Source organism: Streptomyces sp. KL116D (genome assembly GCF_030766975.1).
Taxonomy (GTDB): Bacteria; Actinomycetota; Actinomycetes; order Streptomycetales; family Streptomycetaceae; genus Streptomyces; species Streptomyces longispororuber_A.
In genome coordinates this window covers 71,607-90,961 of record NZ_JASERH010000030.1, presented here as the reverse complement: position 1 = coordinate 90,961, position 19,355 = coordinate 71,607, and the positions used below count along the sequence as shown (strand labels likewise).

Below are 19,355 nucleotides of genomic sequence, written 5' to 3'. Positions count from 1 at the left end.
ATATCGCATGCTATCGAGAGCGGTCCATGGTCAACTCGCAGCGCTCAACAAGACGTTATGCGCTACCACTTCATGATTCTTAGTCAACTACCTTGCCGGGCAACCTAGAACGGCTACCTTAGTCACATGACTAAGAACCTCCCCCGGCTCATCCCGACGGGCAAATGCTTCTGCGGCTGCGGCGCCGAAGTCGGTCTCGGCTCGTTCTTCGCGCGCGGCCACGACAAGGTCGCCGAGTCGGCGCTCATCGCCGTCGAGTACGGCGGCTCGGTCGCGCAGATGCTCCACGCGAAGGGCTTCGGCCCGAGTCACTCCGTCGTACACAAGGCGATCGAGGACGCCAGCTGGGAGAAGTGCGAACGGTGCAGCTACATCGGCGCACCCGCCAGCATGCGCAACCACGAGAAGAAGTCCCACGAGAAGGAGGACTGACGTGCCGATCGTCCATTCCGACCGCATCAGCGGCACCATCTACGCCATCGCCACGACCGCCGAGCGTGCAGGCAACATGGCCATCGACTACCTGCGCGACAAGAGCGAGGGCGCCGAGTACAACCACTACGGCGTCTTCGACGAGCGCGAGACGGCCGACAAGGAGCTCTACAACAAGTTCGGATCGTTCGACACCGACCGCGACCGCGTCTACGTCATCAGCCTCGACATCCGCATCGCCGACAAGAAGTGAGGACCGCATGATCAGCAAGACGGGCCGCTACTGGTCCACCGGAATCACGGTCGTATGGAGCGAGCGCGCCCATACGATCAACGGCGTACCCCACGGCGGCTGGGGAGCCTCGCTCGACTTCTGCGACGACGGCTTCGTTGACAGCAAGACCGAGAACGGAGAGATCTCCACCCAGGGCACGCTGCGCACCCGCTACTTCATCCAGGACGACAACGGCGCAAGCGGCCTGACGACAGCGATCAACAGCCTGATCGAAGACGCCGGCCGACTCGACATCGACTTCCAGTCCTGGGACACCGAGGCGCCGATGCTCTACTACAAGGGCGACGGCGAAGACCCGGCCTTCGAGCCGCCGTCCGGCTGGCGAGAGACGCTCCGAGTCGAGGCTGCGCGCATCGGGTGGCGCACCTACGAGACCGTCTGAACCAGCACGTGACGAAGCCCCGGCCAGGATCAGTGGCCGGGGCTTCGGTGTGCACTCTACGCCGGAGGCCCGTTGCCCGTCGGCTCCGGCCCTCCACTCACCGCATGCACGCCCCGTCGGACAGTCGCTCAAGAATTCTCGATCAGCTCGATGGTCTTCGTGATTGCTTCTTCAGGAGCCAGCCCGGTCTTGTTGGCGACCGTAGCCAGCAGCGCCGCCCCGAGGCGCGCGTTGGCGTGTGCCGCGTGGGCAAAGATGTCCGTCAGCTCGTTCCAGCCGTCGGCCATGCCCTGAAGGTCGCCAGAATCAGCCGCCGCTCGGAACCGCCTTTCAGCGGCGTCCAGCAGCTCCCGGTACGGGTCCGTTACCGCCTTCCCTGGGTCGCCGCCCCCGGCCGCAGCCAGAAGATAGACGTCCAACGCGGCCTTCCCTGCACGCCGGTTGAAGTCTTCTTGGCGCAGGCGCAGTGTCTCGCTAGTCATGACGCTGACCCTACGCGTCGGGTCTGACAGTCGGGAGTAAACGCAGGTGACGCCCCACTCCCCGCCGAGGCGGAAGGAGTGGGGCGTCTGTCACGCGACATCGTCGGGCTGGTAGCCCTCGGGGAGCCCGGGGTAGGCCGGTTCCTGGAACGGGTCGATGGCCGGCGGAGGCGGTTCGGGGACGGGTTGGGTATTGGCGAGGCCGAGTTGGACGAGGCTCGTCATGTCGGCGGCGCTGTCGTCGACGCGGTGGGTGATGGGGCGGGCGTCGGGCATCGCGGCTCCTACAGGTACTGGCGGCGGGTCGGGTCCAAGCCCGCGGCCTGTGGGGCTGGTTGGTCCGGGTCGCCGTTGTTGGCGGGCGGGTTGTCGCGACGGCATTCGAGCGCGTCTGGGTCGGTGGGCGAGGTCTGGAGGCTGTAGCCCGACGGGCAGGTCTGACCGTCGCGGCCGTCCTTCCCGTCGGCGCCGGCCGGGCCCGGCTCGCCCTGCGGGCCTGCGGGTCCGGGCTCTCCTTGGGCGCCCTGCGCTCCGGCCTCGCCAGGCGCTCCGCTCGGTCCGGGCTCGCCCACGCCGTTCGTGCCGTCGGAGCCATCAGCCCCGTTCGCGCCGGGCGACCCCGACGGGCCGGGGCTGCCAGGCTCTCCGGTGTCACCCTTCTCGCCCTGCGCTCCGCGGGTTCCCTGATTGCCTGACCTGCCTGCTTCGCCCGGCGGTCCGACCACAGGCTTGCCGCCCATCTCGCGTACCTGCTGGCTGAGGGCGGCGATCTTGCCGTCCTTGACCTTCGAGTCGTGAGCCATGCCCTGGATGGTCAGGATGATCCAGGCGAACGCGGCGCCAAGGATGAGGGCCGCGACGACGGCGAGGACGTCGCCTCGTCGCCAGCGTCGTTCGTCTGCGCGGATTTCGGCCCGTGTCACGACCCCGACCCCCGCATCAGCAAGATGATGACTGGCAGCAGGATGCCCACCAGCGGGACGATGACCGCTCCGGTCAGCCAGCGGCGGGTCGCTACGAGCTTCTCGGCGTCCTTCTCGCGGAGCGTCTCCAGGGTGGTGACGCGTGCGGCGAGGGCGTTGTGCCGGTAGTCGTAGATCTGCTGGTCGACCTTCTTCTCAAGGTTCTTGCCGAGGTCGTGGATGTCATCGCGGACGTCGGTGAGCCGGTCCTCGAAGCGTCGGACGACCTCGCCGAGGGTCGGCTCATCGGGCACGTGCTGCTCCTACGTCAGACGCTGGTCGGCTTCGCGGCCGTGCGCGGGTCGGCGGGGGTGACCTGGCCGCGGGTGATGAATACGAGCAGGGCGAGGACGAGCGCGTTCAGGGAGCCGACCGTCTCCGGGGCCACGTCGAAGTGGAAGGCGGCGAGCAGCGCGACGACGGCGGCGACGAGGCCGGTGAACGCGGACGGCACGACCGGGCGGGTCAGCGCTGCGGTGATCGCAGCGAAGACGGCGGAGATGACGGCGACGATCGCGCCGGCCTGCTCCGAGGTGAGGCCGATCCCGAACGTGACCAGCAGGGACAGGGCGCCGGAGACGACACCCAGGACGACAGCAGGCTCGCGGCCGAAGATTCTCATGGGGTCCTACTTCCAGTAGAGGCCGCGCACGCGCGACGTGGTGATGACGATGGACTTCTTGTCGGCGGGGTCGGCCGGGTAGTAGCAGAGCTCGAAGCGGAGCCGTTCGGAGGCGGCGATCGAGCCCGCGTTGGGGAAGTCCGGGAAGCTCTGGCCGTCGGTGGCGAGGCGCTCCACGATGGGCCCGGTCCAGCGGGTGCCGTCCGCCCGGTAGTGGTAGAAGCGGCCCTGGAGCGTGCTCCCGGTCGGGGCGGTCGTGGTGATGTAGGCGGTGGCGTCGTAGGCCTTCGCCCCGGTCATCAGGTCGACCTTCTCGACGGTGAGTGTCGTCCACTTGCCGGGGACGAGCGGCCGGTCGGTCTCGTCATACAGGCCGAGCGTGCTGGGCATGTCGTCGTCCTCCTGCGGGGGCGCCGGGGTGGTGGTGCCGCCCTTGGCGGCGGCGAGGATGGCGGCCATCGGGAGCGCGCCCGGGTCGCCGTGGTCGTTCTCGGGGACGTGCTGGTGCCCGCAGTGGCCCTTGAAGTTGTTCCAGCTGGCGTTGCCCATGCGGACCGAGCTGTTGCCGTAGCTGGACGGGTACGCCTTGAACGTGACGCCGCTGGTCAGCGGGACGCCATGGCTGGCGTTGGCCCACTTCGCGAAGGCCGCCAGGTCGCGGATCGCCCAGTCCGGCAGCTCCGGCGTGTAGAGGTGCGAGTAGCCGGCCTTCTTCCACTTGGCGTGGGTGGCCGGGTCGCAGGTGCCGACGATCTCGACCTGGCACGCATTGAGCGTGTTCGTCTCGACGCCGCCCGCCTTGTTGACGAGGGCGCGGGCGGAGACGTCGAAGTCGAAGTGCTGGAACCACTTGATTCGCTTGTTGGCGAAGTCGGGGGCGGCGGTGAAGTTGGGCGCCTCGGCTCCCCCGGAGTAGGTCGGGAGGCCAGTGCCCTCAGTGGAGTGCCACACGATGACGTTGGTCTCCATCGCGGAGCCGGGATAGCGGGTGCCGTACCAGGCGGTGGTGCTGGCTCCGGGGTATTTCTGCGGGCCGGTCTTGGCCATGCGGGTCCCCTATCTGGGCATGCGGAAGGGCCCCAAGGGGGCGCGGGCGGGGTGAGTTAGAGGCTGCAGAAGCAACCGTTAAAGCCGATCCAGGGCGGGGTGCTGCGGCCATCGCTGCCGTTGCCAGTGCCGTAGATCTTCAGGTAGCCGTCGGGTTGCACGTCGAGCTTGAGCGTGATGCGCGCCGACGACACGTCGGAGCAGGGCACGACGATGGTGCGCAGGGCAGTGGGCCGCGCCGAGGACGGCAGTGCGCTGGTGTTGAGCACCCCGCTGTTGGGGATCGTCGTCCCGGAGTAGGTGACGTTCACGGCACCACGGAACATGATCGTGTTCTCGCCGAAGAGATTCACGACCCGGTACTGCAAGCTGCCGTTGCTGTTGCCGTTCTGCGTGAAGCCTGACGCGAGGCCAACCGTCGTCCACGCCTGCGTGCCCGCAGCGATAGCGACCCACGCCGAACCGTCGTACAAGGTCAGCAGCTTGACATCCTGCAGCCACGCCACCATGCCGGCCGCCGGCGCCGTGAGGGTGGCGCCGCGAGCGGACGCGGACGCGAACCGCATGACGCCGCGCGGGATCACGCCGGAAGCGACGTCGTTGATGGCCTTGGGGATGTCGGGGGCGTCGGTGAGCGAGGCAAGGTTGATGCCCTGGCCGTAGATGTCTGTGGTCGGCACAGGGCCTCCTAGTCGAGGGAGTAGCGCAGCCCGTTGAGGGAGACCCAGGGCGGCCGGATGATCGGGTTGGCGTAGGTGTCGGACGTCGACGTGGTGGTGCCGACGATCCGCAGCTGCCCGTCGAGGCGGGCGTCGATCTTCAGGCAGAGCGCGGACGACGACGAGGCCGAGCACGGGCCGACGAGCGACCGAAGCGACGCTGGGCGGAGTTCAGCGGGCAGGACCACGGCGAGGCAGTCGCCGCCGTTCTGGATCGAGTTGGAGGCGTAGGTGATGCCGAGGCCGCCGCGCCACTCCATGAACCGGGTGCCACCCACAACGGTGCTCCGGTACTGGACGTTGCCGTTGCTGTTGCCGTCGTGCGTGAACCCCGTCGCGAGGACCGCGGTCGTCCAGGGCGTTGTGCTCACGGTGGCCAGTCGCCCTTCCGCTCGCCAGTTGCCGTTGGAGGACTGGGAGATGACGGCTACGTCGCCGACGGCAGGGTTGAAGTAGGTCTCCTGGCAGCGGCAAACGATGCCGTCCGCGGTGACGGTGCCAGCTCCGACGGCGGTGACGACGGCTGTGCGCCAGTCCGCGCCGCGCACCGACGGGGAGGTCTCCCCCGTCTTCTGTGCGTTCGCCTTGAGTGCTGCGGCGAGCTCGCGATTGGAGGCGTGGGCGGTCTTCACGAGTCCTCCTTTGCGGAGATCGTCGTGATGGGGAACTCGCCGCCTTCGTCGAGCGGGACGGTGAATGAAGCGACCTGGTGGAGTTCGCGGGTGCCGTCCGGGTGCGCGACCCGCAGGACGTCGCCAGGCTCGAGGGCCGGGTTCGGCAGGCTGCTGAAGTCTCCGCTCGCGTTCGGCGCTCGGGACTTGACCAGCTCCAACGCAGCCGCCTGGACACACGCGTCGTTCGTCGTGAGCGTGCTCGACGAGATGAACTTCGGGCGGCGGCCGAACGGCCCGCCCCAGTACGTGGGCGAGCCCGGGTCGCTGTCGACGACCAGGGCCGACACAGGCGGCGCGTTGTCGCTGGTGTTCTCGCCGCGAGCCAGCACCCCGTTGAATACGGCGTCGGCTGTCATTCCCCGGCTGCCGGAGACATAGACGCCGCCCTCGACCGCCTCGACCGCCCACACCGGTTCGGTGGTGAGCAGGTCCGGCAAGGTCGCAATGACGAAGGTTCCGTCGGCGTTGGGGTACACCTCGGCGCCGGCGGCAGCGGCGATCTCCTGCGCGCCGGCCCACGGATCCGCCTCGACGTCGAACGCTCTGCTGCCGATGGGGGCGTCGGCGATGGTGGAGACGACGCTGGCGTCGGGGATGCTCCGCTGAATGAGTGCGGTGACCGCGCCGACGACGGTGCCGCTCGCCGTGTACGCCTCGGTGAACTTGTCGTCGGCGACGATCGCCCCCAGATCCTTCCCTGCGAGCGTCACCGGGCCTTCGCTGGGATCGCCGTCGGCAGAGTCGAGGCGGAATACGCCCAGGGGCACCAGTTCGGTGCTGCCGTCGCCGTACTCGACGCCGCGGCTGATCCGGAGTCTGGCGCCGTACACGGCGAGCTTGTCCGTGGCGGTGCGCGGGATCAGCGTCGTGTCGGCGCAGGTGACGGTGCAGGTGCGGCGGATGGCCTGCGCCCGGTCCACCGGCACCGATCCGCCGGTGTGCTCCAGCTCGAGAACCCGGCCGTCGGTGAGGAACAGCTGGACCCGGGTGACGGGCCGGTGGGACTCGGCGAGACGCGGCAGGAATCGGTCGGAGACGGGATACACGGCGTCACCCCGTTCTGCGATCCAGGAGCAGCGCCTCGCTGGTGGCGTACACGGGCAGTAGATCCGCGTTGGTGTCGAACTCGGCGACGACGTCCTGCCAGGTGCGGCCCGCGGCCCCGTTGATGCCTGCGGTGACAGGCCGGTCGGACTCGATAAGTGGCAGCGTCCATGCCCGCCACACCTCCTGGGCGAGCTGTCCGACCCGGGCTTCGGTGATGGCGCCGACGTTGACGTACATGTCGTCAACGCCCATGCCGGGGACGGCCTGCCACAGCAGCACGTTTCCGGAGTCGAGGAGCAGGTGGAGGGCCTTGCGTTCCTCGTCGGTGCGCGTCCAGATCGCGAGGTCGCCCTCCAGGCCCTGACGGTTGCCGCTGAGGATGACCTTGTTGCGGCGGCCGCGGACGACGAATGCGGACTGGTCGATCGGGCGCTGCCAGTCGGGCGCCTTTTCGACCATGACCTGCATGTTCCGCTGCGGGTTGCCCGGATCCTTGAGCCAGGCAATGTTCGCGTCGGCCAGCGTGACGGTCGCGTAGTCCGAGGCGCGCGTCGCGACGACACCATTCGGCTGGATGAGCTCGACGAAATAGCGCACCGGCACATTGAGCGGCGCCTCATGATCCTCGATCACCATCAGGTCTGATGTGACCTGCTCGCGGTCGATGAGCCCCGACGGGCCGCGGACCAGGATCCGGGAGCCGTCGGGCATCTCCCGGTACACGGAGATCAGGTAGTCGAGGGAGAGTTCCCGCAGGGTGAGGACGATGTAGCCGCCGCCGTCGACGGCCTCCACCGTCGTGAGCGGCAGGACCGGGTACAGCATCACCGAGTCCACCTGCAGCACCGCGGCCGTCGACGAAGCGGTCACGATCAACTCGATGGCCGCCTGCGTGGCCGTCGCCGGGGCGGTCGCGTCTGCGGGCAGTCCGACCCAGCCGGCCGGGATGGTCCAAGTCTGGCCGCTGGCGCCGAGATCAGCATTCGCGGCGTTGTAGTAGCGGATCTGGACGCGCACCGTCGACCATGTACCTGCGGTGCTCTGTGCGGCGATCCAAGCCCGCCAGTTCTGTCCGCCCGCGCCCGTACCGAGCGGGAACTTCGCGGAGCGGAGTGTCGACGCGGTCGCCGAGGCGGAGGTCACGGTGAGCGTGTAATTGCCGTCGATGCCGGTCGCCCACGGTGCGCTCCGGGCCAGGGCGGCGACGCCGGACACGGTCGTCCACCCGGCGACACCCTGCTCGAAGCTGGCGTCGGCGTAGGGAACGACCGAGCCGGCCTGGAGAACGGGCGCCGCGGTGACGACGATGGTCTCCGCGCGCAGGACCTGTCCGGCGGAGGCGCCGTCGAGGCCGAGCGCAATGGAGCAGGAGGCGGCGTTTGCCGGGGCTTTCGCGGAGGCCCGCTGCCGGTACATGCCCGTACCGGGCGGGGCCAGCGTCGACCGGGTGTTCTGGATCTGGTTGCCGTTGACGTCGTAGAACCGCAGCTCGATCCATGCCGTGCTGCTGAGCGTGGGTGGGCTGAGGTAGGCGTAGGCCAGGTACTCGACGCCGGGGGTGACGGACGGCCCGTTGATGGCGAGGATCGCCGCGTTGCCTGCGGCGACCGCCGTCATCGCCAGGCAGTGTCCGCCGGCTGTGTAGTTGTCGACGGCCCACCCCAGCACCGGCACTTGCCGGGAGATGGTCGCGTTGACGAGGGGCGTCCACTGCGAGGCGTCAACCTCAGACGACTCCGTGTTGAACCCAAACAAGTTGCCTTGGGTCCTGATGGGCAGGCCGAGGTAGACGTTCTCCCAGTAGTGGGAGACGCCTGCCCCGGTCTCGGTCGACGACAGGAAGACCTGCGCCTGCACCGCGCCCACCGGCGCGACCCCGGCGACGGAGACGCGATGCCAGCCCGAGGCGGCGGCGAGCGTGGTCAGCGACCACGTGAAGCCCGCGTCCCCTCCCGAGGCGTTGATCCAGCGGATGCCAATGCGTTCGGGTACGACACCCGCGCTGTCGGCGAACACCTCATAGGTGGTGCCCGCCACGACCGGATACGAGGAGACGGTGCGGGCCTGCACCTCTCCCGCCGCGACGCTCTTGGTGACGAGGCAGCCGTCGCCGTTACGGCCTCCGACCCCCTTCGTCAGCGGCTGGCAGTTCAGGCGGGGCGTCCAGCCGCTGGTGTTGGGGTCGACCATCTCCGTCGTCGCGGAGAGGAGATTCCCGGGAATCGGCACGTGGGGCCTCCTCTCAGCTGGCGCGGAGGCTCTGAACGAGCTGCTGCTGGCTCTCCTGAACGACGGCGCTGGCCTCACCGCGGACACGGCCGAGGAACTCGCCGGAATCGAGGTAGAGGTTCCCCTCGAAGTGCTGCGGTCCGCTGCTCGCGCCGCTGGCGGCGAGCATGTTCCACTGGGCGCCCGTCAGTACCGGCTCGGGTCGGCCGGTGCCGTTGTAGACGGTGCTCAGGCCCGGAGGCAGGTAGCCGCCGGAGTCGTACCAGTGCGGTGACCGCGACTGCCACTTGGCCCATGCGCGGGACGGGCTGCCGTAGTCGGGGCGGCCCTTGATGTAGCCGAGCCCCCAGCGGATCTGTGTCGCCGCGTTCGTCCGCCAGTCCCGTCCGGCGGACGCCATCTTCGTCGCGGGAAGCGCCTGCGGGATGCCGTAAGCCCCTGAGCTGGGGTTCTTGGCGTTCCAGCGCCAGCCGGATTCGTGCTGCCACAGCTGCTTGAGCGGTCCGAACTGAGAGGGTCCCCAGCCGTAGCGGCCGAGGATGCTCTTCGCGTACCGCTGTGCTGAGCCGACGGCCTGGACGTTGGCTCCGCCGCCGCCTCCGGAGAGGTAGCGCATGGGGTCGACGGCCTTGCCGTTGAGCCGTGCCTCCAGGTGGAGGTGGGGTCCGGTGACGTTTCCGGTCGCCCCGACCTTGCCGATCTGCTGGCCCTGAGTGACGCGGGCGTGCAGCTTCGTCATGATGCGGCTCATGTGGGCGTACAGGGAGGACAGTCCGCCCCCATGCGAGATCATGACGTGCTTGCCGTAGGGGCCACCGCTGGCGACCTGCGAGACCGTTCCGTCAGCGACGGCCCGGACTGCCGTGCCAACCGCGGCCGGGAAGTCGAGTCCGGTGTGGTGCCCGGAGGACCACATCGAACCGGCCTTGCCGAACGGGGTGCCGTAGCCGACGTTGACCGGCTTGCTCCAGATGCCTCCGCCTGCGCCGGACGCACCCTTCGCGTCCGCCTTGTCGGCGTACCCGAAGAGCGTGTCGATCATCTTGTTCGGAATGCCCTTGATCATGCGGCCGAAGGAGTTGTCCAGGCCGGGGATCTTCTCCAGCAGCGGGTTGACGACGCTCCGCACGCCCGCGCGGGCAGAAGCGGCCAGCGAGTCCTTGAGCCAGTTCGCCCCCTCCTTGACCTTGTCCCAGGCTGCAGAACCCCAGCCGGCCGCCTTGTTGAGGCCCTTGCCGATCCAGCCGAAGATGCCGCCGTCGGCGAAGCCGGGCAGATCAAGTGCCTTCTGTACACCGCTCACGCCGCCGCCTCGCGCCGCGGCGTTCATCGTGTTGACGTAGCCGGGGCCGACTGCGCGGGTCCACTCGGGGCGCATGACGGCCTCGCCGCCGGACAGGGCGGCGAGGTGGACGTCACGGCCGGGGGTGTAGCCGGGGAGGACACCGCCGGTGTTCCAGCCGGAGATGTCCATCTTGTTGATCTTCTTCGCCCCGAAGGCGGTGGCGACCTTGTTCCAGACGGGGACGATGCCCTTGTTGTAGACGGTGTTGATGATGAAGCGGACGGGCTTCTTCGCAATGTCGGAGAGCTTGTCCCAGGCCTTCTTGATGAATCCGCGCGCAGTCTCGAAGGCGTCAGCGACCCGCTTGACGCCCGACTTCAGCTTGTCGAAGGCGGGCTTGATGCCCTCCCTCCATACGAAACCGATGACCGAGGAGATCTTGTCCCAGACGGGCTTGATGACCTTGTTGTAGAGCCACTTGAAGACGTCGCCGACGACACGGATCGCCGTCTTCACGTAGCCGAAGTAGCGCTGGACGATGTTCTTCCACCACCAGGCGATGATGTCGCCGATGCCCTTGAAGACCGGGCTGAGCACGTTGTGCCACAGCCACATCGCGACGCGGGCGACGGTCTTCCAGTAGGCGATGAGGAACCCGATGTAGGGCTTGACGATGTTCGTCCACAGCCACTTGAAGATGATGCCCATCCAGTCGAAGAACGGCTTGAGCACCGTGTTCCACAGCCAGAGGCTGGCCGTCTTGATCCCATTCCAGGCGGCCAGCACCATGTCGCGGAACCAGGGGAACTTGTTGAACGCCCAGATCCCGATCGCGATCAGCGCCGCGATAGCGATGATCACCAGCGTGATCGGGTTCGCTGTCATGGCGGCGTTCAGCGCCCACTGGACGACCGTCCACACGCGCATGGCGACGATCACCAGCCAGATGCCCTGGACCATCCACGGGGCGTGCTCGGCGATGATGCCGATCGCCTCCGCAACACCGCCGAGCAGCACCAGCAGGGGGCCAGACAAGGGCGACAGGGCCTGACCGATGGACAGGAACGCGCCCGCGATCTTGCCGAGTGCCTCGCCGAGCAGCGGGCCCTTCTCCGACGCGAAGGACAGGAACCGCTCGAACTCCGGCGAACCCTTCAGGCTCGTGCCCCAGTTCGCGAACCGGCCCGTGATGCCCTGCATCCGAGACGAGATCCCGTCCATGTGCGGCAGAAAGGCGTCGATGATGCCGCCCATGCCCTTGAACACGTTCCCGAAGGCGACACCCAGGCCGATGATCGCGGGCTTCACGCTGCCCTGCAGATCCTTCTTGAACGACTGGAACCACGGCGCCTTCAGGCCGCGCGAGAACCGGTCCTGCAGATTCGTGATCGCCGCTGCCGCATCCTTCACGAACGGCGTGAGCGCAGGCAGAGCTCTCCTGATGCCATCCAGAGCACGCGTAAAGATCGGCATAACCTGCGGCTGCAACGACCGCGACCACGCCGAGAACGCCGACCGCAGACTCACAAACGCGTTGAACGTCTCCCGCGCCGAAGGCGTCAGCTTCGCCAGCGCCTGCTGGTACTTCTGCTGCGCCGTCGCGGCCTGATTAACGCCCGATGCCGACGACATCGACGCCTGCTGCACCTGCCGCTGCGCCGACGCCACCGCGTCCGCAGCGTTCTGCTGCGCGACCGCCACGTTCGCCGTCGCCTCACCGACCCGCTGCTGAGCCTGAGCGACCTGCTTCGCCGTCTCCACCTGCGTGCGCGCCGCGTCCGCCTGCGCATCCTTGACTGCACGCGCCTGATCGGCAACGTTCCGCTGAGCCGACGCCACACGGTCCTGCGCCGACTTGACCGTCGCCGAACCCTCGACACCGGCCTTGTTCGCGGCAGCCGTCTCCGTCTTCAGCCGGCCCGTCTCGGTCGTCTGCTCCTTCAGGCGCTGAACAGCCTGGTCGTACTGCAGCAGCGCCTTCTGCTTGTCGAGGTCGCTCGAAGCCGCGTTCTTCAGGACTGCATCGCGCTGGAGCGTCGCCTCCTTGAGCGCGATCTCGGCGTCCCGCTGAGACAACTGGGAGTCTGCGAGCCGGTTGTTGAGGTCTTCCAGCTCATCGCCGGCCTGCTTACGGGCCGCCGTCAGATCATCCTGGGCACGCCGAGCATCCCGCTGGGCGTCCGCGAGCTGCCGCTCCGCGTCCTGCACCGCACGCGCCGCCTGCTGGTTCCGCTGCGCCGCCTGCACTACCGCATCCGCGGCGGCCTGCTTCGCCTGCCGAACCTGCGCCTGAGCCTGCGCGATCTGCCGGGCGCCGTTGCGTTCGGCGGTTGCCAAAGCCTGCTGCGCGCCCGCCATCTGCAGCGCCTTCGACGCCGCCTGCGAGTTCGCCGCGCCACCCGTGGTCGTGCTGCTCGTCGCCGCATCCTGCGCGGCCTTCTGTGCCTGCAGCGCCCCGCCGATGTCCTTCAACGCGGGCACCGCCACCGCGCCGACCGACGCAACACCCACACCCGCCGCGACACCCGCCGCCGCAATCGCGCCCAGGCCGGCCGCCACGACCGGCAACGCCGGAATGATCGCCGGTCCGAACGCAATCGCCGCCGTCACCAGCAGCTGCATGCCCGACACCGCAGACGACGTATCGACGTCGACGTTCGCCGTTTGGCCGTCCAGCGCGTTGACCTGCGCCTGGAAAGCCGCCAGCTGAGCGGACGCCGCGCCGGCGTCCACGCGTACCGCCACGTCGGCGTCCTGCGTCGACAGCCTGGCGAGCCGGGTCTGGATCTCCCGGATCCGAGCCATCGCCTCGCCCGCACTGATGTCGATCCCGATGCGCGCGTCGGTCAGATGTGTCAGCTGCTCCCGCAGCCGCGCGATCTGCACCTGCGCCGGGGACGTGTTGGCGTCGATGTTGACGTGCGGCAGCGACGCCTGCGCCTGCTGCACCGCGGCCCGCAACCGGGTACCCAGCTGGCCATCTGTCTCGACCCGGATCCGGGCCGGGTCGGCGGTGAGCTCGTCGACCTCCGCCTGCAATGCCTGCAGCTGCGCAATCGCCCGCGCAGTGTCGGCGCGGACCGCAATGTTGGGATGGGCGGCGCCGAGACGACGCAGCCGCTCCTCGATGTCCGCAGCCTCCGCGCGGGCAGCCTCGGCGGAGACGTCGATGCCGATCGTCTTGTTCGACAGCGTCTCCATGCGGGCCCGCAAGCGGGCGAGATCCGCGTCGACACCCGTGTCCGAGAGGCTCACGTTGAGCTTCGGCATGCTGCGGAAGGCTTCCTGCAACTTCGCCCGCAGCGAGCGGGCGAACGCGCCACCGGTGTCGGCTCCCTGCCGGGTCGCGGCCGGCTTCGCGGCCTTCGCGCCGTCGTTGATGCCGTCCCGAACCGCCGGGGCGATGTGCGCGGCGAGACGCTGGCCGATGATCCGGCCCATCTCGTCGCCGACCTGCGTCGCCGGAGGAACCAGAGCCGACTGCAGCCGTCCCAGAATCCCCGATGCGTTGGGGATGACGTCGACCTCGACGGAGCCGATGGAGATCGCAGGCACAGGGAGCCTCCTCCCTGTGCGCTACGCAGCGCCTCCGTTGAGCATCGACCAGAGGTGTTCGGCCTGCTGCGGGCTGATCTTCTGTTTCGTTTTCACCGCGCGGACGCCTGGCCGTCGGATCGGTTCGGGCGCCTTCGGACGCTTCGACTTGCTGTCCGTGTTCGCGCAGATCGTGATGTGCTGCAGGGATGCGATCCGGTCGTCGAGGCCCGCGACCAGTTGTTCAAGCTGCGACCAGCGGCCCTTCTCCGGTTCGCCCTTCGCTGCCTGCTCCGCGTACTCCTCATCCGTGAGGGAGTTGCGCATCGCTGTCATCGTCCGCGACTCCGGCGGCAGGCCCTCGATGAGGACCCGCAGACGCCGCCACGACAGGCGCCCGCGGTGCAGGTCGAGCAGGTCGACGCGCGGCAGAAGGTCGTCTTCTAGCTCCTCCGCGTACTGCTCCCAGACCGCGAACGCCCACTGGACTTTCCCAGGTCGTCCCCGGTGGCGCGCGCCGCGGCCTCAGCGAAGTGACCGATAGCGTCCTGGTCTGGGTCGAGATCCTCATAGATCCCGTAGTCGTCCTCGTGGAGGATCAGATCCATGAAGCCGTCGACGTCGCCCTGCCGCAGGGCCCGCATCGCGGAGGCCCTCCAGCGGTTGGCGGGCAGGGTACGGACGTCCTTGGTGACTCCGTCGTACCCGGCCAGCGGCACGGTGACGTAGTCGTCTCCGGCCTCGGCTTCCTGCTCCTGGGCGCGTGCGGCGTCGAGCTGATTCTTGGTCGTGGGCATGGCGCGGGACCTTCCGTTCGGGGCGCGGGACAGGGGGAAAGGTGGGTGGGCCGGGCCCGCGCCGGCTGGCTATACCAGCCCACCCACCAGCTCAGGAGCCCGAGTAGGCGGGCGTCGCCGGGATCTTGTCGACGTGGTAGACCGTGTTCCCGGCCTCGTCGGGGTACGTGGTGATCGTCCACTCGTAGCCGGACATCTCGTCCTGCTTGAACGTGACGTCGCTGCGGTCGTTGATCTCGCCTTGGGGGACGTAGAAGCCCTTGTAGGCGTCGCCGTCGATCACGAGGAACCAGAACGCCCTGCGGTCCGGAACGGGGCTGGCGGTCTCGGCGTACTTGGTGAGGCCGTCGACGTCCGACTCCAGATCGCCGGCGGTCAGCCGGTACTGGAGGGACTGCACGGCGACACGGGAGGTCTCCCACACCGTCAGCCCGAACGTGCGGACCGACTTCGTGATCTGGGTGCGGAACGGGGAGGTGAGGCCCCACGGCGTGAACTCCTGCGAGTCCTCGTCGAAGCCGTAGGTCAGGCCGTCGTCCGAGATGGCCCCGAGGGGCTCCCACGGGGCGAGGGGCTGCGACAGCGGCGAGTCGAGAGCGGTGGTGCCGACGGGCGCGACCCAGCCGCCGCCGTTGGCTCCGACGACAGCGAGGTCCGCAGCGCGGGTGATGTTGACCATGAATAGTCTCCAGACATGGAAGAGCCCGCGCTCGGGCGGGTTACGGGTCCGGCGCGGGCCCAAGTCCGGTCGTCAGGAGACCGGGTGGAGGAACACTTCGAACGTGGCGCCGAAGCGGCGCAGAGATTGGTTCTCGTAGGGGCGCCAAGCAGGCGCCGTGATCGTGCGTGCCGCAGTGAAGACCGCTACGTCCGTCACAGCCCCACGTAGTTCGCTTAGCAGCAGCGCACGCGCTGAGCTCAGTAGTTGTGAAGCTGCCTGCCTGGTGGCGGCGTAGGTGTCCACGTCGACAAAGGCTCGATCAAGCCGAAAGGAGTCGTCCGTGCCGCCGACGCGCTGGATCTGCACGACAGGCAGCACATCGCCCAGATTGGCGGGAAGATCCGTCAGGACTCGAACGCCCAACTTCCCGCGGAGCCAAGCAGCCAGTTCGGCTTCAACGTCCGCCTCTCCGACGACACCCATCAGTTCCGCCCGCCGATCTCTGTCGCGCGAAGCAGTACATGGTGAGCCGGGCCAGAGGGTCTGCCGTTCCCGTACTCGACCCAGCGGGCGTAGTAGCTGGTGTTGCGCACGTAAGCCACTGCACGATCGCGCCTGCGGCCACCGCGGGAGCTGCTGTCCGTTTCCCACGACGTCGCATAGTTGCCGCGATGCGGGTCGCCTGCGTCGCCCACTGGAGAGGTCGCTTGGGCGACGCCCTTGATGACCTCGGCGCGGCGCAGCATCTCCGCCTGCATCGCTGGTGAGCGCAGCATTTCGCCGACACCTTTGCGCTTCAGCTTCACCCGTGCTGCCATAGGCCCCTCCACTAACTCGCAGATCTGGGGGCGGACATGGACGTGAAGGGCGTACAAGGCACGGTTAGCTTCGACGGCGAATGGATCACCATCACGAAGACGCCCGTCGGGCCGAAGCCGGCGCCGGTACGGATCCGGGCGACCGACGTGACCGGCACCCGCTTCAAGCGGGCCACCCGACTGATGCACGGCTACGTGCAGTTCGTACTGCCCGGCTCCACGGCCGCAGGCGAGAAGAGCGGCATGATGCAAGGCGGCCGACCGCACGCCTCCGACCCGCACAGCCTGTCGATCCCGCACAAGTCCAACGACCTTGCGGAGAAGCTGATCGCCGCCGTCGAGCAGGCCCGCGGCTAGCCAGTCACCAGTTCAAGCGCTACCACTACGGGCCCTGTTGATCCGGTGAACGGCGAACGGAACGAGCCGGGCTGGCCATCGACCTCGTAGAGCTCGTCGCCGATTCGAATCTGGTCCGTGGCCCTGATGTCGGTGCCGAACGGGGCATACAGGGTGAGCCCAGTGATGACCGTGTCGCGGGCGTCCGTGATCTCGTTGGCGCCGGCGCCCGTGCCATCGCGTGGTGCGACCGCACACCCGGGCACCGGCACTTCTGTCGGCGCGCCGGGCACGTCGTTTCCGTAGACATCCTGGGTTGGCGGCCCGGGACGGAGGATCGTCACCGGCTCGCCGAAGGGAAGCTCACGCACGGGCCACCTCTTCGACGGCTGCGCACCAGGCTTCGAGGTCCGGGCGCGGGTCGAGTTCGGCGCTGCGGCTGCGGGCCCGCTTGGAGGCGAGCCTGTACTCGGCGGGTTCGTTCAGTAGCCGCTCGAGCATGCTCTGCCATGCGTCTGGGTCTGCGCGGTCGGCGAAGAGTCCAGCGTCGCCGAGAGATTCGCAGAGCCCGGGGGTTGGGTGGGCTAGCACCGGGATTCCCGACGCCATGGCCTCTACGCCGGCACGCCCCCATGATTCGTAGACGGACGGCATCAACAGGACGCGGGTCTGCCGGTAGACGCGAGCCGCCATCTCCTCGCCCGCCACGTGGTCCACGACCTCAACGTTGGGCAGATCCGGAATGACCTGCTCTCCGTAGGCGCCACGCACGGCAAGGAACTGCTGGTCGGGCATACGGCGGGCCAGCTCACCGAACAGGAGCGCTCCCTTGTCGACGCTGCAATTGATGAGCGTGATCGCGCCGCCAGGCTTTGTGGCGTATCGCTCCGCATGCACGGGAGGACGGACGATGATCTCCCTGACGGGCCGCACCGCCGACGGGTACTCAGCGAGGAACAGCTCGGCTTCTGCGCGCATCCACTGCGAGTTGTACACCCCGAGCGCGGTGCCGCCAGCGGCCATGTCGCGCAAGGTCGGACGGTGATCGTTGTGGCAGATCACCACCATGGGTCGCCCGAAACCCCGGGCGATCGACGCCGTGGTCGGGACGCATTCCAGGTGGGACATGAGGATGTCGGCGCGCCGGGCCACTGCGGCAAAGTCCAGGCGGGCCGCCTGCGGAATGACTTGGACGCCCTGGTAGGTGTAGGGCTCGCGAAGCCCGCCGTACTGCGAAAGCCATACCTGGACGTCGTGACCACGCTCAACCAGGGCCTGCAGCATGACGGTGAGCATGTGCTCGGCGCCTGCATTGTGCTCCGGCGGCATGGCGTGAACTCGAGCGACGATCCGCAGCTTCTTTCTCATCGCCACCTCACCGTCGTCATGCCTGCCTTGCGCCGGTAGCCCGCGAGTTCCAGCATCCTGCGGTCATCGTCCGTCATGGTGACGGCCGTGCCGATGCCGGAGCCGTCGGTGCGGTAGCTGTAGGGCCCGATCGTCTCGCCGGTGACGCCGCCGGCCATGGTCGGGGAGGTCAGGGTGCGAAGCACCATGCGGGCGACGATCGCCACCACATCCCCGGGTACCTGTGGGGTTCCGTGGCTGTAGGTGACCCGATAGGTGCCCGGGTAGGCCTCGTTGTCCTCGTCGTACCAGCGTTCCGGCAGGTTGATGGCGGGGCTGTCGGTCGAGGTGCGGACGATATCGATGCCGTCCCACTGCCACCCCGCCACAGGCAGGTCGGGGGCCCCTCCTGCCCCCACAGCGATGACGCTCGTGACATTGATGACTGGCGTCTGCGGGAGCCGAATCTCTCCGTGCTGTGCGCGCAAAACCACGACATCGTCGTTGGTGCTGGTGAAGGTGCGCCCCGTAAAGCCGACCACCAAGGCGGATGCATCGTCCAGAAGGGCGATGGCTCGGGCTTCTTCGGGGCCGGTCAGGGGGCGCCCCAGCCGGTCGGCGAGGTCAACGGTGTTAGCGAGTGATCCCACGCTTGGCCACTCCTTCCATCGCCGTGGCCCAGCTGTCCAGTTCGGCGGCCGGGTCGAGGGCAGCCGCTCTGGCCGCTGATGCTGTCGCGGCATGCCGGTACGTTGCTGGCACGCTGAGCCGCTTGATGGCCTCTTCCCAGGCGTCGAGGTCGTCCCGGTCGCAGAAGGTGCCAGCGGCACCGAGGGACTCCATCAGGCCGGGCGTGGGGTGCGCGATGACCGGAATGCCGGAGCACATGGCCTCTACGGCCACCCGGCCGTAGGACTCATAAGAGGACGGCGCGAGAAGGAACTTGGTTCGGGCGTACACGTCCTTGGCCATACGGTCGCCGGAGGTGTGCGGAACGATCTCCACGTTGGGCAGGTCGTCGCGGATGATCTGCTGCCCGTAGCCGCCGACCACGCCGAGGAACTTGCGCCGCGGCATGCGCTCCGCCAGGGCGTAGAAGACGTGCGCGCCCTTCTCGGCCGTCAGGTTGATCAGCGTGATCCGGTCGCCTGGTGTGGCCGCGTAGTCCGTCACCGCCACCGGCGGATGGACGGTGATCCCCCACGGCATCTGCCGGTCGCCGCGGCGGATGCGCCACCACGCCTCGGCATCCGCCTTCATCCACGCCGTGTTGTACACGACGAGCGACGGAGAGCCCTTGGCCAGCCACGCCTTCGACTTCTCGAAGGTGTTGTGGAGCAGGTGCACCACCGGAATGCGGTTCAGGTCCCCCAAGACGGAGGCTCTGGCCGTGTTCTCCAGGTGGGTCACGATCACGTTCGCCCGGCCGTCGCCGCGCATCCACCTCGACGGGTCGGCCTTCCCGCGATGCGGGTGCACCTGGACACCGTCGATCTCGTAGACGTCGTCGACCGCGGCTCGCTGGGAGAGCAGGACGTCCACGTCGTGGCCGCGGGCTGCGAGGTCTCTCAGCAGGCTGTGGGCCGCCCACTCGGCGCCGGCGTTGTGGGCCGGCGGGTAGGCGTGCAACATCGCCAGGACGCGCACCAGGACTCCGATCTGCCGACAGCCCGGCGGTCTTCCCAG

At 68.3% G+C, this 19,355-nt stretch carries 24 protein-coding genes; 4 read left to right on the top strand and 20 right to left on the bottom strand.

All coding sequences use genetic code 11. The features are described 5' to 3' along the window. Positions 1 to 126: 126 nt before the first annotated feature. Genes RBJ77_RS10695 through RBJ77_RS10685 form a run of 3 tightly spaced genes read left to right on the top strand, consistent with a single transcriptional unit; the run spans position 127 to position 1,109 of the window. A complete protein-coding gene (locus tag RBJ77_RS10695; protein WP_372344768.1) occupies positions 127 to 432 on the top strand; it encodes a hypothetical protein in 306 nt (101 codons plus the stop codon). A 1-nt stretch (position 433) separates the two neighbouring features. Beyond that, positions 434 to 685 (top strand): hypothetical protein, encoded by a 252-nt coding sequence (locus tag RBJ77_RS10690; RefSeq protein ID WP_372344767.1) that lies wholly within the window; start codon positions 434 to 436, stop codon positions 683 to 685. Between the two features lie 7 nt (positions 686 to 692). Continuing rightward, positions 693 to 1,109, top strand: coding sequence for a hypothetical protein (locus RBJ77_RS10685; protein ID WP_372344766.1), 417 nt, complete (start codon positions 693 to 695; stop codon positions 1,107 to 1,109). A gap of 128 nt (positions 1,110 to 1,237) precedes the next feature. Here RBJ77_RS10685 and RBJ77_RS10680 read toward each other — a convergent pair whose 3' ends face one another. The 16 genes from RBJ77_RS10680 to RBJ77_RS10605 form a co-directional block, all read right to left on the bottom strand. After that, positions 1,238 to 1,591, bottom strand: a complete 354-nt coding sequence (locus RBJ77_RS10680; RefSeq protein WP_372344765.1) for a hypothetical protein — start codon at positions 1,589 to 1,591, stop codon at positions 1,238 to 1,240. Positions 1,592 to 1,681: 90 nt separating this feature from the next. After that, positions 1,682 to 1,867, bottom strand: coding sequence for a hypothetical protein (locus RBJ77_RS10675; RefSeq protein ID WP_372344764.1), 186 nt, complete (start codon positions 1,865 to 1,867; stop codon positions 1,682 to 1,684). An 8-nt stretch (positions 1,868 to 1,875) separates the two neighbouring features. Continuing rightward, positions 1,876 to 2,514, bottom strand: a complete 639-nt coding sequence (locus tag RBJ77_RS10670; RefSeq protein ID WP_372344763.1) for a collagen-like protein — start codon at positions 2,512 to 2,514, stop codon at positions 1,876 to 1,878. Further along, positions 2,511 to 2,807, bottom strand: coding sequence for a hypothetical protein (locus RBJ77_RS10665; RefSeq protein WP_372344762.1), 297 nt, complete (start codon positions 2,805 to 2,807; stop codon positions 2,511 to 2,513). The genes RBJ77_RS10670 and RBJ77_RS10665 overlap by 4 nt, the downstream gene beginning before the upstream one ends. Positions 2,808 to 2,821: 14 nt before the next feature. Then, a complete protein-coding gene (locus RBJ77_RS10660; protein WP_372344761.1) occupies positions 2,822 to 3,175 on the bottom strand; it encodes a hypothetical protein in 354 nt (117 codons plus the stop codon). Between the two features lie 6 nt (positions 3,176 to 3,181). Then, on the bottom strand, positions 3,182 to 4,222 hold the full coding sequence (locus RBJ77_RS10655; protein ID WP_372344760.1) for a hypothetical protein: 1,041 nt from the start codon (positions 4,220 to 4,222) through the stop codon (positions 3,182 to 3,184). 56 nt (positions 4,223 to 4,278) lie between these two features. Next, on the bottom strand, positions 4,279 to 4,902 hold the full coding sequence (locus tag RBJ77_RS10650) for a hypothetical protein (protein WP_372344759.1): 624 nt from the start codon (positions 4,900 to 4,902) through the stop codon (positions 4,279 to 4,281). Between the two features lie 8 nt (positions 4,903 to 4,910). Continuing rightward, positions 4,911 to 5,573 (bottom strand): hypothetical protein, encoded by a 663-nt coding sequence (locus RBJ77_RS10645; RefSeq protein WP_372344758.1) that lies wholly within the window; start codon positions 5,571 to 5,573, stop codon positions 4,911 to 4,913. After that, complete coding sequence (locus RBJ77_RS10640; protein WP_372344757.1) at positions 5,570 to 6,661, bottom strand: DUF5047 domain-containing protein; 1,092 nt, start codon at positions 6,659 to 6,661, stop codon at positions 5,570 to 5,572. The genes RBJ77_RS10645 and RBJ77_RS10640 overlap by 4 nt, the downstream gene beginning before the upstream one ends. A 4-nt stretch (positions 6,662 to 6,665) precedes the next feature. After that, entirely contained in the window at positions 6,666 to 8,891 is a 2,226-nt protein-coding gene (locus RBJ77_RS10635) for a hypothetical protein (protein WP_372344756.1), read from the bottom strand. 13 nt (positions 8,892 to 8,904) lie between these two features. Further along, positions 8,905 to 13,731: a peptidoglycan DD-metalloendopeptidase family protein gene (locus RBJ77_RS10630; protein WP_372344755.1), complete on the bottom strand. Its 4,827-nt coding sequence runs from the start codon at positions 13,729 to 13,731 to the stop codon at positions 8,905 to 8,907. A 21-nt stretch (positions 13,732 to 13,752) separates the two neighbouring features. Continuing rightward, the gene (locus RBJ77_RS10625) at positions 13,753 to 14,037 is read right to left on the bottom strand and encodes a hypothetical protein (RefSeq protein ID WP_372344754.1); all 285 of its coding nucleotides are present in this window, start codon (positions 14,035 to 14,037) and stop codon (positions 13,753 to 13,755) included. A gap of 116 nt (positions 14,038 to 14,153) precedes the next feature. Then, positions 14,154 to 14,507 (bottom strand): hypothetical protein, encoded by a 354-nt coding sequence (locus tag RBJ77_RS10620; RefSeq protein WP_372344753.1) that lies wholly within the window; start codon positions 14,505 to 14,507, stop codon positions 14,154 to 14,156. Positions 14,508 to 14,598: 91 nt separating this feature from the next. Beyond that, positions 14,599 to 15,186: a phage tail protein gene (locus tag RBJ77_RS10615; protein WP_372344752.1), complete on the bottom strand. Its 588-nt coding sequence runs from the start codon at positions 15,184 to 15,186 to the stop codon at positions 14,599 to 14,601. Between the two features lie 72 nt (positions 15,187 to 15,258). Further along, positions 15,259 to 15,651 (bottom strand): hypothetical protein, encoded by a 393-nt coding sequence (locus tag RBJ77_RS10610; RefSeq protein WP_372344751.1) that lies wholly within the window; start codon positions 15,649 to 15,651, stop codon positions 15,259 to 15,261. Beyond that, positions 15,651 to 15,974: an HK97 gp10 family phage protein gene (locus tag RBJ77_RS10605; RefSeq protein WP_372344750.1), complete on the bottom strand. Its 324-nt coding sequence runs from the start codon at positions 15,972 to 15,974 to the stop codon at positions 15,651 to 15,653. Before RBJ77_RS10605 ends, RBJ77_RS10610 begins: the two co-directional genes overlap by 1 nt. 54 nt (positions 15,975 to 16,028) lie before the next feature. Here RBJ77_RS10605 and RBJ77_RS10600 point away from each other — a divergent pair, with 54 nt between their 5' ends. After that, the gene (locus RBJ77_RS10600) at positions 16,029 to 16,343 is read left to right on the top strand and encodes a DUF4429 domain-containing protein (protein WP_372344749.1); all 315 of its coding nucleotides are present in this window, start codon (positions 16,029 to 16,031) and stop codon (positions 16,341 to 16,343) included. On the opposite strand, the gene RBJ77_RS10595 is transcribed toward RBJ77_RS10600, so the two are convergent. Genes RBJ77_RS10595 through RBJ77_RS10580 form a run of 4 tightly spaced genes read right to left on the bottom strand, consistent with a single transcriptional unit; the run spans position 16,340 to position 19,316 of the window. Next, on the bottom strand, positions 16,340 to 16,693 hold the full coding sequence (locus RBJ77_RS10595; protein ID WP_372344748.1) for a hypothetical protein: 354 nt from the start codon (positions 16,691 to 16,693) through the stop codon (positions 16,340 to 16,342). The genes RBJ77_RS10600 and RBJ77_RS10595 overlap by 4 nt on opposite strands. Next, positions 16,686 to 17,690 carry a glycosyltransferase family 4 protein gene (locus RBJ77_RS10590; RefSeq protein WP_372344747.1) on the bottom strand — a complete coding sequence of 335 codons (1,005 nt, stop codon included), beginning with the start codon at positions 17,688 to 17,690 and terminating at the stop codon, positions 16,686 to 16,688. Before RBJ77_RS10590 ends, RBJ77_RS10595 begins: the two co-directional genes overlap by 8 nt. Next, the gene (locus RBJ77_RS10585) at positions 17,687 to 18,319 is read right to left on the bottom strand and encodes a hypothetical protein (protein ID WP_372344746.1); all 633 of its coding nucleotides are present in this window, start codon (positions 18,317 to 18,319) and stop codon (positions 17,687 to 17,689) included. The genes RBJ77_RS10590 and RBJ77_RS10585 overlap by 4 nt, the downstream gene beginning before the upstream one ends. Continuing rightward, positions 18,303 to 19,316, bottom strand: a complete 1,014-nt coding sequence (locus RBJ77_RS10580) for a glycosyltransferase family 4 protein (protein ID WP_372344745.1) — start codon at positions 19,314 to 19,316, stop codon at positions 18,303 to 18,305. Before RBJ77_RS10580 ends, RBJ77_RS10585 begins: the two co-directional genes overlap by 17 nt. Between the last annotated feature and the right edge of the window lie 39 nt (positions 19,317 to 19,355).